The organism is Halomonas sp. MCCC 1A11062 (assembly GCF_021404355.1).
In the GTDB taxonomy this organism is placed as follows: domain Bacteria; phylum Pseudomonadota; class Gammaproteobacteria; order Pseudomonadales; family Halomonadaceae; genus Halomonas; species Halomonas aerodenitrificans.
Genome location: NZ_JABFTW010000023.1, coordinates 19471 through 36460, shown reverse-complemented (window position 1 = coordinate 36460; position 16990 = coordinate 19471). Strand labels below are relative to the sequence as shown.

At 61.6% G+C, this 16990-nt stretch carries 12 protein-coding genes; 1 reads left to right on the top strand and 11 read right to left on the bottom strand.

Going from position 1 to position 16990, the window contains the following annotated elements; translation table 11 throughout:
* Positions 1 to 3: 3 nt before the first annotated feature.
* The 6 genes from HOP58_RS18935 to HOP58_RS18910 form a co-directional block, all read right to left on the bottom strand.
* A complete protein-coding gene (locus HOP58_RS18935; protein WP_234261198.1) occupies positions 4 to 3033 on the bottom strand; it encodes a DEAD/DEAH box helicase family protein in 3030 nt (1009 codons plus the stop codon).
* An 84-nt stretch (positions 3034 to 3117) separates the two neighbouring features.
* Positions 3118 to 5139, bottom strand: coding sequence for a site-specific DNA-methyltransferase (locus HOP58_RS18930; RefSeq protein WP_234261197.1), 2022 nt, complete (start codon positions 5137 to 5139; stop codon positions 3118 to 3120).
* Positions 5140 to 5165: 26 nt separating this feature from the next.
* The gene (locus HOP58_RS18925) at positions 5166 to 5960 is read right to left on the bottom strand and encodes a DUF4391 domain-containing protein (RefSeq protein ID WP_234261196.1); all 795 of its coding nucleotides are present in this window, start codon (positions 5958 to 5960) and stop codon (positions 5166 to 5168) included.
* The gene (locus HOP58_RS18920; RefSeq protein WP_234261195.1) at positions 5960 to 9154 is read right to left on the bottom strand and encodes a helicase-related protein; all 3195 of its coding nucleotides are present in this window, start codon (positions 9152 to 9154) and stop codon (positions 5960 to 5962) included. Before HOP58_RS18920 ends, HOP58_RS18925 begins: the two co-directional genes overlap by 1 nt.
* A 2-nt stretch (positions 9155 to 9156) precedes the next feature.
* Positions 9157 to 9381, bottom strand: a complete 225-nt coding sequence (locus HOP58_RS18915) for a helix-turn-helix domain-containing protein (protein ID WP_234261194.1) — start codon at positions 9379 to 9381, stop codon at positions 9157 to 9159.
* 207 nt (positions 9382 to 9588) lie between these two features.
* A complete protein-coding gene (locus HOP58_RS18910) occupies positions 9589 to 10887 on the bottom strand; it encodes an ATP-binding protein (protein WP_234261193.1) in 1299 nt (432 codons plus the stop codon).
* Between the two features lie 549 nt (positions 10888 to 11436).
* Here HOP58_RS18910 and HOP58_RS18905 point away from each other — a divergent pair.
* Entirely contained in the window at positions 11437 to 11679 is a 243-nt protein-coding gene (locus HOP58_RS18905) for a hypothetical protein (protein WP_234261192.1), read from the top strand.
* Here HOP58_RS18905 and HOP58_RS18900 read toward each other — a convergent pair.
* The 5 genes from HOP58_RS18900 to HOP58_RS18880 all read right to left on the bottom strand — a co-directional run bounded on the left by HOP58_RS18900 (position 11676) and on the right by HOP58_RS18880 (position 16914).
* The gene (locus HOP58_RS18900) at positions 11676 to 13406 is read right to left on the bottom strand and encodes an ExeM/NucH family extracellular endonuclease (protein WP_234261191.1); all 1731 of its coding nucleotides are present in this window, start codon (positions 13404 to 13406) and stop codon (positions 11676 to 11678) included. The two genes, HOP58_RS18905 and HOP58_RS18900, sit on opposite strands and share 4 nt — an antisense overlap.
* Positions 13407 to 13445: 39 nt before the next feature.
* The gene (locus tag HOP58_RS18895) at positions 13446 to 13796 is read right to left on the bottom strand and encodes an AzlD domain-containing protein (protein ID WP_234261190.1); all 351 of its coding nucleotides are present in this window, start codon (positions 13794 to 13796) and stop codon (positions 13446 to 13448) included.
* A complete protein-coding gene (locus HOP58_RS18890; RefSeq protein WP_234261189.1) occupies positions 13789 to 14535 on the bottom strand; it encodes an AzlC family ABC transporter permease in 747 nt (248 codons plus the stop codon). The genes HOP58_RS18895 and HOP58_RS18890 overlap by 8 nt, the downstream gene beginning before the upstream one ends.
* Positions 14532 to 15059, bottom strand: a complete 528-nt coding sequence (locus HOP58_RS18885; RefSeq protein ID WP_234253194.1) for an XRE family transcriptional regulator — start codon at positions 15057 to 15059, stop codon at positions 14532 to 14534. The genes HOP58_RS18890 and HOP58_RS18885 overlap by 4 nt, the downstream gene beginning before the upstream one ends.
* A gap of 175 nt (positions 15060 to 15234) precedes the next feature.
* The gene (locus tag HOP58_RS18880; RefSeq protein ID WP_234261188.1) at positions 15235 to 16914 is read right to left on the bottom strand and encodes a methyl-accepting chemotaxis protein; all 1680 of its coding nucleotides are present in this window, start codon (positions 16912 to 16914) and stop codon (positions 15235 to 15237) included.
* Positions 16915 to 16990 lie beyond the last annotated feature (76 nt).

Sequence of the window (16990 nt, the reverse complement as noted above, 5' to 3'; positions counted from 1 at the left end):
CTTTTATCCTTTAGCCGCTTCTGACAGCACGTCATCCACCGACCGTGCCACGATGTACCTTGTCGGATTCTCGCCCACGGCCAGCGCTTGGAAGTGCGCCTTGCCGCAGGCGATCTTCGCGCCCTCCTTGTGGCGCAGATCGTCTGCGAAGAGACTGCCCTTGGTCTCGACCACAAAGTACAGCCGCTGCGTTCCGTCTTCCTCAATCAGGACGGCCCAGTCCGGGTTGTAGGTCCCCAGTGGCGTGGGCACCTTGAACCAGCCCGGCAGCTTGGCGTAGAGCTTGACGGCGTCGTTCTTCTCCAGCGCGTCGGCGAAGTCGCGCTCGGTGGTGGAGTCGTAGACCACGTGCTCGTAGATGGACTTAGCCGTGTCCATCAGCATGTTCTTCAGGTAGCCAATCAGTTCTTCCTGCTCGAACAGTTCCTGTGCATAGACGTGCTGATCGCCAAGGCGTTGGTATTTGATACCGTCGACCAAGGCCAGGCGCTTACAGCGGTTGATGGTCTCTGCGGTCAGTTCGATGAACTGCTGCGGGTTGCGCTTGAAATCGTCCAGCCGCCCGCTGCCGCTCAGGATGGTGGCGATGCTTCGGCGGGTGAGCTGGGTGCGATCCTGGAGGTCGGTGAGCAGGTCCGGCAGTTCGATGTCTGTCTCGTCCAGGACGACGGTTGCCGCGCCCGCTTTCTCCGTCGCCTCCACTCCAGCCTTGCCGATGGCGATGTCGGCCTTGCGCCATTGCAGGCGGGCCTTGGGGATGGCCGGGGCTTTCTGGAGCGAATCGATGCAGTTCTGGATCAGCTTGTCGTTGTCGAACTGCACCCGATAGGTCGTTTTGTGCTTGATGTGATCCCAAAGCTCCTTGAACTGGGGGCTGAGATAGACCCCCTTGCGCACGGCAACCTGCTTGCGCTCGTCGGCGTTCTTGATCTCCAGGCGGCCCGATACCTTGCGCAGCACCTCGGCGATTTGACTGCGCTGCGCGTCAAACTCTGCAGGTAGCGCCAAGGTTCCATCCTTCAGTGCTGTCTTCAGCGAGTCCTGGACCTTGCCCTTGGCATCGATGTGGCCGGTGGCTTTCAGGTGTTCCCACAACACCTTCGATTGATCGACGCCCAGAGGAACGGTGTGGCCATCGGTCCCGGTAACGGCGATGGTGGCGAACTGGTGCGGCTCGACGATGCCAAAGCGGATGCCGGTGTCGTCCTCGATTTCCTTCTGCAGGTTCTCGGCGAACTGCTCGTAGTTCTCTGTGGCGATCACAGTGAGGGTATTGACTTCGAAGCCACGCACCCGCTCACCGTGCTGATTCACGCACAGACGCAATCCGCGACCGATGGTCTGCCGACGTTCGCGCTCGGTCTGAATATCGCGCAAAGTGCAGATCTGGAACACGTTGGGGTTGTCCCAGCCTTCCTTGAGTGCCGAGTGGGAGAAGATGAACTTTAGCGGAGTATCGAAGGACAGCAGCTTTTCCTTTTCCTTCATGATCAGGTTGTAAGAGCTCGTTTCAACATCCTCTTTCTTTGACGACTTCTTGAGCTCCATATCTTCAAAGGGCGTAACTATTCGTTTGTCAATGGAGAAGTAGCCGTTGTGAACGTCCTCGGCGGCACTGTCCAAGTCAATTTCCTCAAACAGGCTTTGGAATGCAGGTAGTTTGGCCGCCCGGCGATACTCCTCCTCGAAGATACGGGCGTAATCGCCTTTGGCAGGGTTGCCGTCCGCGTCATAGGACCGGTACTTAGCCACTTCGTCGATGAAGAACAGCGATAGCACCTTGATCCCGAGCGGGCGTAGCCGCTTCTCCTTATCGAGGTGCTCCCTAATGGTGCGGCGGATCATCTCTCGCTGCACGGTCAGGGAATCCACATCACCATGGGCCTGGCCCGGTCTGAGATAGGTCTCGCCACCGGGGTAGCGCAGCTCCAAGAACTCTTCACCCTTGGCGGTATTGATCTCGCCGACGCGAAAGTCGGCGTAGATGGCGCGCTTGGTGACCTGTTCCAGGTCGTCACCGTCGGAGACCGTCACCTCCTGACGTCTCACCCCTATTGCATTCTGAACGTCCAGTTCGACTTTGGCGCTGATGGTTCCTCGTTTGTTCGATACCGACACCAGCCGAACGAACGGCTTGTTGTGGGCATCCTCTACGGTTGCGGATGCTACTTCGATCTGCTTGACCAACTTGCGCTCGTAGGCGTCTACCGCGTCAAGGCGGAACACCATATGGTGCTTGTCCACATGGGTTGCCGAATAGCGTAAGGTGCACAGCGGATTCATAGCATCGAGGGCTTCTTTTCCCGCGCCTTTCAAGCCGCCATCCACGCTTTGTGGTTCATCCACAATCAGCACCGGTCTGGTGGCCTTGATCAGGTCAATCGGACGCTCGCCGCCAGTCTTTTCACTGTCCTTGTAGAGGTTGTTAACGTCCTTCTTGTTGATGGCACCAACGGTGACTACCATGATCTGAATGTTCGAGCTGGTGGCAAAATTTCTGACCGGGCCGGGCTTGCTGGAATCGTAGAGGAAGTAGTCGAAGGGTACGCCGGCGTAGAGTCCCTTGAAGTGCTCCTCGGTGATCTGCAGTGTTTTGTAGACACCTTCCTTGATCGCCACCGACGGCACCACGATGACAAATTTGGTGAAGCCATAGCGCTTGTTCAGCTCAAATATGCTGCGCAGGTAGACGTAGGTTTTGCCGGTACCGGTTTCCATCTCGACAGTGAAATCGCCCGAGACAAGCGAGCCGGACGGCGGCAATCCGCCGCGCAACTGGATGTCGGCCAGATTCTGGTGCAGCTCGTCGTCCAGCAAGGTAAGGCGGTTACCGACGCCCAGGTCCGATTCAGCCACACCGAGGGTCAACTGCTCCGGCTTGGTTCCCGGAAACATGTCACCTGCAGCCGGTGGTGGCACTTTCATGGTCACCGTGAACTCGGTACGGCACACCTCTTGGCCGCGAAATAGATCGCAGACCGCTTCTATGGCCTGCAGCTGGTAGTCGAGGTTGGGCTCGAAGTGCAGTTTCATGGCGTACCACCCTGTACGCCACCCTTCGGGCGCACTGTCGTGCGTGCAAATTCACTGCCGTGATAATTTGTCATGACCAGACCCTCACAGACTACGCACGTTTTGGATGCCGTGTTGCTCCAGGATGGCGGCCATGTTGGTTTTGGCCACGTCGTTGGCAAAGGCGCTGTCGCGGAAGACACAGGTGGTGTCACCGGCCGGGGCGAGTGCTTCGTGCCAGGTGACGATGCCTTGGGCTAGGGTTTCGACATCGTCCACGGTGATGTTCTCTGCGAGGCAGGCCATGAGCACGCCGGCGCCGACGGAATGCACTGTCTTGCCGGCGATTTTGCGCTGCTCAATGGGCACGCACAGGTCCAGGCCCAGCTTGAGCAGCAGCTCGTAGAGCAAGTCATCCTCGCTGCGACCTGGGAGGATGTGTTCCTGATGGTCAAGAAGCGAAGCTTCCAAGTCCTCAGGCTGCGGGTTCCAGGCGCGGATGTTGGAGGTGTCGAGCTTGAAGACGCGAAAGCCGGTGTCACCGGCGAACATTGGGCTGTCGGCTTTGATCTTGGCAGACGCGCGGCGCAGGCGTTCTTTCGTCAGCTCAGCGATTGTTCGAGGCTTTCCAAGTCGGTCGCAGAATTCAGCAGCGATCTTCTGCTCCTTATTCGTGGGGTCGAGCGGCTCGGGTAATTGGACGAGAACAAACCTTCGAGATGGTTCGGCTTCTGCACTCGTAAGCATTGTCCCGTGACCCGTTGTCCCAGATCCAGCGAAAAAGTCCAAGATCAGATCCCCGGGCTCAGTCAGGTAGGAGATCAGACGGTGTAGATCTCGATAGCTCTTCGGATTTTGAAAGACCATCTGCCCGTCGAACAAAGCTGCAAAGTCCTGACTTGCTTTCTGTGCATAGCTGAAAATCACACTTCGGAGGACCTGGTCATCCTTTTCAAATAGGTTCCGGCGGATGGACGGAATTTTTTTCTCATCCTCTCCAAACACGATGTTGCCTGCATCGATCTCTTGCTTCATTCTCTCGTAGGTAGGCCATACCCAGCCTCGGCTTGGCACGGTGCAGGCCTTGCCCGTCTTGGGGTGCGGCACGTCATAGCGGGGACCGCCACCCCCAGGCCAGCTGGGATCGCCATCGTCACGGTAAGGGCCCCTCTTGTCGACTTTCGTAAAGCGCGCTAGAGGAAGACGAGGGTCATCCTCGACAAACGTCGCGTAGTGCTCCTTTAACCCGGCGAGTACTGCCACCCAGTTGTCGTTGTGTTTCTTACGTAACTCCGCGAAGAGCTCCCTCACCTCGTCAACGCCTTCCTTGGGCGCACGCAGGCGCATATCAAGCTCCGTCAAAAGCTGCTTGTTGCGAGCGTACAAGACCATGTATTCATGACCGGATGAAACCAACTTGGCATCGTTCTTACGGTTTCTGTCAAAGACTAGTGTCGCGATGAAGTTCTCTTCACCGCAAAGCTCATTGAGCACTGTTCGGAGATGGCCAAACTCTTTATCGTCAATACTCACCAACAGAAAACCATCCGCTCGGAGCAAGTCCCAAGCCAGCTTGACTCGCGGGTAGATCATATTCAGCCAATTTGTGTGAAAGCGCCCGCTAGCTTCCGTATTGCTGCTGACTGGCTGCCCACCCTCAAGCTGACCAGTGAACGCCAAGTAGTTCTTTACGTTGTCTTGAAAGTTGTCCGAGTAGACAAAGTCGCTACCGGTGTTGTACGGCGGATCGATGTAGATCAGTTTGACCTTGCCGGCATAGCTCTTCTGCAGCAGTTTGAGCACTTCGAGGTTGTCGCCCTCTATCATCAGGTTCTGGGTGCTGTCCCAATCCACGCTCTCCACGGGACAGGGCCGCAGCGTGCCGGTGGAGGGCGTGAGCGCCAATTGCCGCGCGCGGCGCTTGCCATGCCAGTTCAGGCCGTACTTCTCGTCAGCGTCGGTGATGGCCCGTTCGCCGACCAGCGTCTTGAGGACATCCACGTTCACTGCAACGCCATTCGGCCCCTCGGTGATGAGTTCCGGGAATAGCGCCTTGAGCTGCTCAATGTTGCCAGCAACCAGATTCGCGGACTGGGCCAGTGGGCTCTCGGCGTCGATTATCTTCATCTTTTTCTCCGTCATTCGTTCGATCTTCAAAGCTGTTCGCGTGCTGCAGCCAATTGGGCCAGCACGCGCTTAAGCGCGAGGTTGAGCTCAACCTGTCGCGCCAGTTGTTTTTCCTTGCCGGCCTGCGTGCGCAAGCGGGCCGCCTCGGCCTCCAGCCGATCGCATTCCCGAAGGGCATGGCGGCGGGCCGAGGCCTGCTCCGGGCTGTCGGCCGCCTTGAACGTTCCAGTCAACTTCGCCGCCAACAGGGCCTGCACACTGTCCATCCACCCCTGATAAAGGCCGAAGAGCGTGGATCGCGGTTGACGGGTCAAGGCGACGTCCTGCAGGAACGCGTACGTCGCATCAGGCGAGGGCGTATCCTCGGGGAGTGACGCAGACACGAGATTTCCGTCCAGTACCATCTTGCCCGCTTCATTCTGTGCCCAGCGTTTATGCGCCAGGGATAGCGTAAGGCGCTGCTCAGAGCGCAGCAGCAACAGAACCGGATATGGGACCGCACGGTGCACCAGTTCGGCGAGGCGGACCGCATTCACTGGCTTCGCTTTCCCATGCCCGGACTGGCTACGCAAGGTCACAACAAGCACAGCGATCTCCAGGTACTCGCGCAACTCGTCGTGGTAGTCGGGTATGCCAATGGTGTTCGGCTTGAGTGCCGCGACCCACTGAATTTCTTCGATGGCCTCGGTGATCAGACGCTTGTCAGTGGCGGTGGGCGCGCCGTTCTCAAGGAGCAGCTTCTTTGGCACGCGCTGATCGACCCGGCAGCTCGCAGGTAGGCCGAGCGCTAAGATGAGCTCTGGTGTTCCCAGCGTCGGCATCAGGTGTCGTCCTCGGGAAGGACAACGAGGAAAGCCAACACCTCGAAGTCATTGCTGCCTGCGAACTCGCCCTTGAGGGCGTGCGTGCCACCGGGCGAGAACAGGCTGGCGACGGCGCGTTCTTCGTGCTTGCCGGCCACCGAGGCCACGGCGGCGCTGAGCAGCTTCTGGGCGTGACGCATGTCCTCGCCGTGCTTGGTAGCCCTGTCGAATCGGACGCAGGCACCAACGTCAGGTAGCTCCCGCCCCAACGCCAGGCGCTTGAGGCGGTCGAGAATGCGTTTGGCTTGGGTATAGGGCAGCAACACAGCTCCGTCATCGCCCACGTGAATAAGGTAATACGGTGCCAAGGGGTAATCTGATTCCTTGGCTTTGTGTGCCGCTGAGCCCTCGGCGCGCAGGCAGAAGACCAGACCCGGCGGAATGTCAGCATCGATACTGGTGGTGACTGCATAGGCGCCCAGTGGCTGATTGTCCAGTTTGCCCGGGTGCGCCTTGAGGTACTGGGCCAGATCGATGCGGAAGTCGGTGAGCGTTAGATCGGTGATCGAGACGCCTGTGGACAGGTCCTCCAGGTCGATGACTGTGTCCTGCAGCTTGAGCAGCTGCTTGCGGCGGTACTCCAGATCGTTCATCGGATCGCCGGACTGCTGCTCGATCAGGTTTTCCTCGCCGGTGGCGGAGACGTCGAGCAGCACCATGCGGCCGCTGACGCGTTGCTCTAGGTTAATGTATTCCTCCAGCTCCATGTTGGGCCAGAAGTTGACGAGCTGGATGCGCGCATTGGGCGAACCGATGCGGTCAATGCGGCCGAAGCGCTGGATGATGCGCACCGGGTTCCAGTGGATGTCGTAGTTGATGAGCCAGTCGCAGTCCTGCAGGTTCTGACCCTCAGAGATGCAATCGGTGGCGAAGATTAGGTCCAGCTCGCCTTCGGCGGCCAGTTCTTCCGGTCGCTCCTTGGAACGCGGCGAGAAGGCGGTGAGCAGGGACGCCAGGTCCTTGCGCAGGTTCGGCAAGGTGCTCTGATTGCGGCCGGTGCCGGTGATCAGCGCGGACTCGATGCCGAGCTTGTCCTTGGCCCAGGGTGCGAGCTGTGAGTACAGATACTGGGCGGTGTCCGCGAAGGCGGTGAAAACGATGATCTTGCGGTTGCCGGGGTTGATCGGATCGCAGCACTTGGCTTCGATCATGTCGCGCAGCGCGATCAGCTTGGCGTCGCGCGCCGCGTCCACCTGCTTGGCGGCCGCGTGCAGCGTGGCCAGGCGGTTGCGGTCTTCGATGAGGTCCTGCTTCCAGCGGATCAGGTCCACATCGCTAAGCAGCACCTTGACCTTGCGACCGACGAGCAGGGTTTCGAAGGCCGGATCGTCAATATCCACGTCCGCAATGTCGAGTTCCTCGATCTCTTCGGCCGCGTCTTCGATGCGGGCCAGGGTGGTCACTACGTCCCGGAGCTGCCGTTCGACCGTCAGCGTGAACGATGACACTGCGCTTTCCATGCGCTTGAGCACATTGACGCGCAGCAGGTGAATCAGGCTTTCCTCGCGGTCCAACTGGCGGAAGAAGCTTTCGCCGCCACGAATCTGGGTGCTGTACTTTGCGTCATAGGCGGCCTGTTTGTGCGGCAGGACGTAGCGCAAGGGCGCGTAGCTGGCGAGGTTGAGCCTGCGGATTTCTAGGTTGATGTCGCGGATGCTGCGAAATTCGCCGGCTCGGTCCACGTCGGCCTTGATGTTGATCGGCGGCAGTCGGTCCGGGAAACGCCCAGTCTCGGCAGTGCCGTAGTACTTTTCGATGTGCTTGCGCGAGCGGGCGATAGTGAGGTGATCCAGCAGGGTGAAGTAGTCGAAGCCCAGCATTTCAACCAGCTTGTTGGGGCTCTTCTCAGATTCATCGAGATTAAGCCAGCGGTTGAACTGGGTCTGCGCCTTGCGTGTGGTCGCCTCGATGCTGGAAATACCATGCTCCAACAGTGCGGTATCGTCGCCCTCTGTAACGAAAGCAATCTGGTTACGCAGATCGGCTAGGCGGTTATTGACTGGTGTGGCCGAGAGCATCAGCACCCGCGTCTTGACGCCTTCCTGGATGATTCGACGCATCAAGCGGTCGTAGCGAGACTCCTTGCCCTTGTGCGTGGCCTTGTTGCGGAAGTTGTGGGACTCATCGATGACCACCAGGTCGTAGTTGCCCCAATTGACGTGCGACAGGTCAATGTCGCCGGACATGCCGCCGTCACGCGACAGGTCGGTGTGATTCAACACATCGTAATTGAAGCGGTCGGCCGCCAGGATGTTGCGCTTGTCGTTGGTGGTGTAGAGCGTCCAGTTGTCGCGTAGGCGTTTGGGCGCCAGTACCAGTACTCGGTCGTTGCGCAGCTCGTGATACTTTATGATCGCCAGCGCCTCGAAGGTTTTGCCAAGGCCCACGCTGTCGGCGATGATGCAGCCGCCGAAGCGGTTGAGCTTGTCGATGGCGCCCACCACGCCGTCGCGCTGGAACTTGAAGAGCTTCTTCCAGACCACCGTGCTGCGGATGCCGGTGGCCGACTTGACGATGCGCTCCTCGTCCATTTCGTCGCCGCTGTCACGAAACAGGTGATGCAGGATCAGGGCGTAAATCGAGTAGGGATCACGGTGCTCACCCATGGCACGCAAAACTTCAACTAGGGCTTCGCGAGCCTCGGGTTGGGTAGGTAACGCGTGCCACTGCTGATCGAACCAGGCGGCGAACTGCGCGGCTTCGGCGGCGGATTCCGACGCCTGGACCAGACTCATGGGATTGCCGGGAGTCAGCCCAAGTCCATCGGTGGTGAAAGCGAATGAGCCCAACACGACTTGCGCGGGCGTCGCGCCCGAATTGCTCATTACCGCTGCCCCTTGGGGCACCGACCCCAATGCCCGGCGCAACTCAACCTTGCTGTTGATCCACTTCGCGCATTGGTTTGCCAACCAACGAACCTGCAAGCGATTGCGCGCAGCCCGGTCGCCTTCCCCGCCAAGGAATTCAAGCCTATCGTCATCAGGGGACAGAATCAGTTGGACACGATCCAGCTCAGACAGCGCATCCCGCAGTTCGGCGAAGGCAAAGAGAGAAAACGATGGTGTTACACAGCTGAGCTGGTTGCCACGCTTGAGGTGCGGACGCATCAAGTCGATGACCCGGTCTGCGCCAGTGTTATGAATTAGCTTCATGGTCAGCGGCCTTCCTTCGGTGGGTCAGGGTTGTTGACGCCTTGATCCACAAACGACTGCTGCTTGATCCAGTTGTCGATGTCCGCACGCGCGAATCTCCATGTTCCACCCACCTTGAAGGCTGGAATTTTCCGGGCAGCCGCCAAGCGATAGACCGTGCGTTTGCCTACCTTGAGGTAAGCGGCAACCTCCTCGAGAGTGAAAATTTCGCCGGTATCGTCTTTCATCGCGTCCATCCAGACTTGGGAGCCGTGTCACTGGTGATGGTATTTTTGGCAAGAATACGGCAAACCTGTCCATATCTGAACAGCTTAAGGCAGACAGGCGGGGGCATGATCGACCCGGCAAATCAGGCCCAACTTAGTCGCTGGGCCGAGTCCGGTTGAGCCCACCATTCTTTGTTACCTTCCTTTATCCTCTGCTACCGAGCAAGCTCACGGCTCCTGCCCAGTCAGCATCCGCAACGTGGCTTCGCTGGAGATTGCCTGACCGGGTTCCTCACCCCACAGCATGCCGATGGGTACGGCGTAGCAGCCTGGCACCTTCAGCCTCAGGCAGTGGTGGCCGGTATAGATCAGCATGCCACCCTGGAAGTGCTCGCCAGCTTGATCGGCGAGTCGGGCGAGGCCGGCTGCGTCCTTGGCCTGTATGCTGGCGGCCCGCTTAACCTCTACTCCCCAGAGTTCCTGGCCGCGCTCGATGACTAGGTCGACCTCAACCTGGTCCTTGTCCCGGTAGTGGGAGAAGCGCAGCTCGGGATCGACCCAGGAGGCTTGGGCCATCAGCTGCGCCACCACATGGCTCTCCAGTAGGGCACCGAAACGCTCGGCCTGGGTCAGCCACTGGCTTGGCGCTAGTCGAGTCAGGGCGGCGGCCAGCCCAGTATCGACAAGGTGCAGCTTAGGGCTCTTGATCAACCGTTTAGCATGGTTTCGGTGCCAGGCGGGCAGCTGCTGTATAAGGAACAGCCGCTCCAGGATGCTCAGGTACTTGGTTACCGTGCTGCGTTCCATGCCCAATTCCTTGCCAAGCGTACTCACGTTGAGCAGGTTGGCGGTCCGGTAGGCCAGCAGTTCCACCAGGCGCAGCATCCCATCCTCGTCCTGAATGGAAGCAATGTCCCTCACGTCACGCTGGATGATGGCGTTGAGATACTGGCGGTACCACTGCCGTGCTCGGTGGGGAGGGCGACGGTTCGGCTCGGGGTAGCCGCCCTGACAGATGACCTCTGCCGTAGGGGGGAGCGGTATGGTGTCGGCGGCCATCTTGGGAGAGAGGTTCCCTTCTATGAGATTGGCCAACAGGGAGAATTGGCTGATACGTTTTTCCTGCTCGGCCATAGGGTGCAGGTAGATCACCTCCATACGGCCGGCCAGGGAGTCCTGCGCCTTGGGTAGTAATAGGAGGTTGGCGGAGCCGGTGAGCAGGAAACGGCCTGGCGAGCGGTCCCGGTCCACTACCGATTTGATAGCCAGAAGCAGCTCTGGGGCCCGCTGGACCTCGTCCAGGGTAACGCGCTCCGGCAGGCCTTCGATGAAACCGAGCGGATCCTGCTGGGCCGCCTCCAGCAGGGTGGGGTCATCCAGAGTGAAGTACGCCCGCTCGGGCTCTATGCGCTTGGCAAGGGTTGTCTTGCCGACTTGTCGTGGGCCCAGCAGGCAGACCACCGGAGTATCGGCGAGCGATTCCACTACACGGTCACGAATCAGGCGAGGTAGGTAAGACGTGGCCATGTCCAATCTCCAGCATCGTCCAGTTGTTGGTTATTGTAGCGTCCAATTGCTGGTTAGGTAAGCGTCCAGTTGCTGGTTAGGTAAGCGTCCAATTGTTGGTTAGGTAAGCGTCCAATTGCTGGTTAGGTAAGCGTCCAGTTGCTGGTTAGGTAAGCGTCCAGTTGCTGGTTAGGTAAGCGTCCAGTTGCTGGTTAGGTAAGCGTTCAATTGCTGGTTTCGGTTCGCCCAAGCCGCTTCGCCCACCTCAAAGCTCGCCATCGGATGCGATCAGCTGTCGTCATTTTGATACTCGAGTGCCTGAAATTCTCAAAGAGTGTGGATCGTTATCCGATCCATGAACCGTCTTCCCCGCGGGGCTGTATAAGGGATACAGCGCATCGGCAACCAGTGGCCCCATGACATGCGATTTGATGCTGCGCTGCGCGGTTTCGACGACTTGCGCTCCGGCCAAGGCGTCGAGTGTATACCGAGGCCGGGGCGGTTGCTTGGTTGCCAAAAAAATCAAACTGGATGATTGGTCGTAATTGACCCTGTTGAGAGGGAAATGCCATGAGAATGCTATCTATCGGACTGTTGACCGGTGTGCTGGCCCTGGGGCTTGCTGGCTGCGGTACCACCACTGGCGAGCGAGCGCTGAGTGGCGCTGGCCTGGGGGCAGCCGCCGGCGCCGGCACCGCCGCCATGACAGGCGGCAACGTGACCAGGGGGGCGGTGATCGGTGGTGGCTTGGGCGCTGCCGCCGGGGCGGCCACCACCAGTGATGACATCGACCTGGGGCGCCGGCGTCGCTAACGCCACTCCAGGTCCACCGCGATTGGATCATGGTCCGAGGAGCGGAAGGGGTCGGGGCGGAAGTGGGGCGCTGCGTTGTCCGGCCCATCGTAGCCGAGGTAGGGCGGCTCATCGGCATTGATGGGCCACGGCCTCACTTCTGCCACTGCTGCGGCCAGTTCTGGGCTTGCCAGGGCATGGTCCAGGTAGCCCGACTCACCGCGGAACACGTAGCTGTAGCGGCGCTCCGGCGGTAGCTCGCGGGCCATCAGGTCCACGAGCCCTTCGCGGGTCAGGGTGAGGATCGGGTCCTCGGCGCCGTAGGCGTTGAGATCGCCGGTCAGCAACAGGCGCTGGTGCCCCTCGGCGGCAGCCAGGCGCTCGAGAAAGCCATTCATCGCCTGCGACTGCTCCACCCGGCGCTGATTCCAGCAGCCCTGACCGCGGTCGATATCGCCCCGTGGTGGGCAGCCGGTCTTGGACTTGTAGTGGGCGGTAACGACGCCGAAGGCCGGGCCGCCGTCCACGCTGCGGAAGAAGGCCGCCAGAGGCGGGCGATGATGAGTGGAGGCGTTGTCGGCATAGAGCTCGCTCACGGCCTCTACCCGGTCTGGCCGGTAGATCAGCGCGAGCTTGATGGCATCGCTGCCCCGGTCGGCATCCCCGCCCACCGCACGATAGCGGATGCCGGTCCGCTCGCTGAGCTGCTCGACCAGGTCGGCCAAGGCGCGCGGATCGTTCTCCACTTCCACCAGGGCCAGGATATCGGCCTGCAATCCCTCGACCGCAGCGGCGAGCTTGGCCCGCTGGCGCTCCAGCTCCTCGGCATTGGCGGCGCCGCGCTGGCCCAGGCTGATGAAATAGTTCTCGACGTTGAAGGTGGCCACCCTTAGCCGCTCACTCGGTGCCGGCAGCGGTTCCGGGCGCGGGTTGGCGTCCTCGAAGCGTGGCTCGATGATCGGGTGCAGGCGGTAGGCATCGAAGGCGTAGGTCAGAATGCCGGTCAGGCCCTGAACGGTGCTGCCGACACGGCGAGTGCCATTCGCATCCAGGTAGGGAATGGGGCTCGGGAAGGCGCGGTAGCTGCCGTCGTCCAGCTCGAGGATGTTCCGCTGATGTGGCTCGCCGGGCGTGTTCGTTGGCCGGAACAGGCGGTTGGCGGCCAGACTCAGTGAGCCGTAGCGGGCGAGCTCGTAGTTGCCGGTGACGGTCAGCGTCTGCGGAAGCGTCAGCAGCAGCCCTTCCTTGCGTGACAGCTGCTCCTCGCTGAGCGGCCAGTCGACTGCAAGCGGCTCGGGCAGTCGATCGCTGGCACAGGTCTCGATCCGCTCGACCCGCTGCAGCTGGATCTGGCCACGGTACTCGCCGGTGCGGGCGTGGAGCTGCAGGTGTGTACCGGGGGCGATGAGCGCCCCATCGCTCGGCGTGGCGCCAGGCATATAGACGAACAGGCCGACGGGGCCATGCTCCGTCGCTTGCTGCAAGTAGAACCCATTCAGCCGCTCACGGCCGAGAAACTCACCGGTCACCACGCCGTCGACGATCACGTCACGGTTGGCGGGCAGGGCCGAGCCTTCACCGATACCCTTGATGGCGGCAAGGTTGGCGCTGGATGGCTCGGGGCAACTGGCAGCTGCCGGGGCGGCTACCAGCACCAGAGCCAGCAGCAGCCCGATTGATCCGGCATGGCGGGTCACGGCAGGGTGTCGGCGCTTGCCAGTAGTGTGCGGCGGGGCGGTGAGAGTCATGGGTTCTCCAGGGTAGAAACCGGCACCGTCTTGGCTACATTAGAGAGTAACAGTGTCTGCCAGCATCATCACCACGCCGTATGCCGCCACGCCCGCGGCCACCGGCCAGCCCAGGGTGCGCTTGTACCACCACACGGCCAGGGTCGCCAGAACGCCGATGGCGGTGGCCAACCAGGAGACGGCATCGGGGCTCACCGGCATCAGCGACACGCCGAACAGGGCGGCGATCATCAGCGGGCCGAGCAGGCTCAGCCACTGGGGCATGGCCTCGAGGCTGTCGTCGCTGGCTTGCCGCGCTAGACGTCGCTGCATCCACAACAGCGGCAGCAGGCGTATCAGCAGGGTGCCCGCCGCCGAGGCGAGTACGGCGATCCACAGGGCGTTACTCATTGCGCTCTCCTTGCGCGTCTTTTCTCTCTGGTGTGTGGCCGAACTTGACGAGCTGGAAGCACAGCGCGCCGCAAACGGCGGCGAGGGGAATCGCCACGTTGGTTAGGCCCAGCAGCGTCAGCAGCAGGGCGCTGAGAATGGTCAGGCCCAGGGCCAGGCTCCAGCGGCGGGAGGTGAAGCGGGGCGCCACCAGCACCAGGAAGAGCGCGGGCAGGGCGAAGGGCAGAATCTCGCCCATCAGGGCCCAGCGCGCGACCAGTTCACCGCCGACCAGGGCGCCCAGCGCCGTGCCGCCGATCCAGCTCAACCAGGCCAGCAGGGCGGCGCCGGTGTACCAGCCGAGGCGCTGGGAGGCGGGCAGTTGCGGCAGGCGGGCGTGGGCCAGGGCGAAGATCTGGTCGGTGAGGCCGTGCATCAGCCAGGGCCACAGGCGGCTGGGTGTCAGCCAGGGGGCCAGGTTGGGGGCGTAGACCACATGGCGCAGGTTGATCAGCAGCGTCATGGCCACCACCAGCCATAGCGGCGCGCCGGCGGCCACCATGCCGACGAACAGGAACTGCGAGGCGCCGGCATAGATCAGCGTCGAGATCGCCACGGCTTCCCAGGCGCTGAAGCCGGCCTGGGTGGCGATCAGCCCGAAGGAGATGGCCACCGGCACATAGCCGCCGAGCAGCGGGACGGCCTCGCTCATGCCGGTCAACCAGGCACGGGTGGGCGAGGAGGTGGCTTGCAGGTTCATGAGCTCTGTTCCTCGTGATAGACGACGCTGAGCAGCAGCGTGGCCCAGCTGTCCCCGGTGCGGTAAAGGTGGGGGCCATCCGCAGCGAAGGTAAGGGACTCACCGGCCGAGAGCGTGCGGGTGTCGCCTTCCGGCCCGGTCTCCAGCGTACCGCTGATCAAGGTGAGCGTTTCACGGGCGCCGGGGGTATGGGGCTCGGCGCGTCGCAGGGTATGCGGCGCGCAGCGCATCCAGTAGGCGTCGACCTGAGGGTGGTCCTTGCCCTGGTCGAGCAGGCGAACCTCAACGCCGTCCTCGCCTAGTGGCACGGCGATAGGCGCCACCAGCGTGCCGAAGGGCACCTTCAGCTGCACCGCCAGACGCCAGATGGTGTCCAGGGTAGGATTGCCGTTGCCCTGCTCGAGACGAGACAGGTTCGACTTGGCAATGCCGGCGGCGGCGGCCAGCTGCGACAGCGACAAGCCCTGCGCCTGACGCAGGGTCTGCAGATGCTGGCCCAGGGTGCCGAGGGAAAGCTTGTCCAAGCGGATGGCCTCAGATTGTTCCTTTTAACGAACGTTCTATAAAAGGAACATGTGTCTGTCAACCTCATTGCGCAGCCAAGCCACAAAAAGTTGGCGCGGCTCATCCGAGCCGCGCCAAGTGTCACGTACTTCTCTTCGTACCTCTATTCGAACTTCTCGTACCTCTATTAGAACTTCAGGCCGTTGCCCATCCGGTCTGGTCCGTCAGCCTCGGCGCATCGCTCGTACTGCCGGGTGGCAGGGCCGCTGCGGTAACCTCCGGCTCATGCGTCATGTCAGCCAGCTTGAACCTGGCGACGGCCTCGTCGAGCCGCTGCGCTTCGGCCTGCAGCTGGCTGGCGGCCAGACTGGCCTGCTGGACCAGAGCGGCATTCTGCTGGGTGGTGTGGTCCATGTCGCCGACCGCGGTGTTGACCTCGCCGATGCCGGTGCGCTGCTCGTTGGAGGCCACGGCGATCTCGTTCATCAGTTCGTTCACGCGCTGCACCGAGGCCATGATCGAGGCCATGGTGCTGCTGGCGCTGTCGGCCTGCTGGGTGCCGGCTTCGACCTGGCGCACGGAGGTCTCGATCAGCTGACGAATCTCGGTGGCGGCGTCGGCACTGCGGGTGGCGAGCTGGCGTACTTCGCTGGCCACCACGGCAAAGCCGCGGCCGTGCTCGCCGGCCCGGGCCGCTTCCACTGAGGCGTTGAGGGCCAGGATGTTGGTCTGGAAGGCGATGGAGTCAATCAGGCCGATGATCTCGGTGACCTGCTGGGAGCTGTCGCGGATCTCCTGCATCCGTGTGACCACGTTGGCCACCACTTCACCGCCCTGTTGAGCCCGCTCGGCCGCCTCTCGGGCCATGTCGCTGGCCAGCGAGGCGTTTTCGCTGTTGCGCTCCATGGTCGAGGTCATCTCCTCCATGCTCGAGGCGGTTTCGGTCAGCGAGGCGGACTGGCGCTCGGTGCGTGCCGCCAGGTCGCGATTGCCGCTGGCGATCTCACGTGAATTGGCGAGGATCTCCGCGCTGCTGTCGCGTACCGTGGCGACGGTGGACGAGAGGCCCTGCTGCATGGTGGCAAGCGCCGTGAAGAGCTTGCCGATCTCGTTCTTGCCGTGGGATTCGACCGGCGAAGAGAGATCGCCGCTGGCCATGCGCTGGAAGTGCTGGACGATTCGCTCCAGTGGACGGATCAGGTTGGCGCTCACCCCGCGGTAGACGATGCCGATCACCACCAGGGCGACGAGTAAGACGAAGACGATCACCCGCTGGGCGATCGTGACCACCGAGCCGAAGTTCTCCGCCCGCGCAGCCCCTTCGGCCTCCACACGATGGAAGAAGCCGACGGCGGCCTGATAGAAGCTGGCGTTCTCCGCGGCGGCCCGCTCGCGCAGCGCCTGGTAAGTGGCCAGATCGCCCCCGGCGAGCGCTTCGGCTTGCGGCCTCAGGCTGTTCTCCAGCAGGGCGTTGAAGCTGGCTTCGATGGGGCCCATCAGCTCCGCATGCTCGGCTCGTACCGGCAGTTCGAGAAAGAGCTCGAAGATGTCGGCCATCTCGTCGAGCTGTGCGTTGAGATGCTGGGCTTGGGCCTGGATATCGGCGTCATGGGCGGTATCGAAAGCGCCGCTGGAGCGCTCGAGCAGCCCTTCGTAAACCTCAGCCATGTCGATGCGGGTGCTCAGCAGCACCGAGTTGGCCCGGTTGAGCGCGGCCTGCTGGGTGACGTTCACCGCGCTGAAGGTATCGAAGCTGCGCTGGCTGTGGTTGACCGCATAGAGTCCCATGGCACTCAAGGCGATCAGCAGGGAGAGAAAGGCGAGCAGGACCAGCGTCCAGCTCATTTTGACGGAAAGGTGGCTCAGGCTTTTCACTTGTGGCTCCTGGCGGCCCCGGGGCAGGGCTCGAATTGCATCGCGATGAAACGAGACGCTCGGCCCGGGGCGGGCC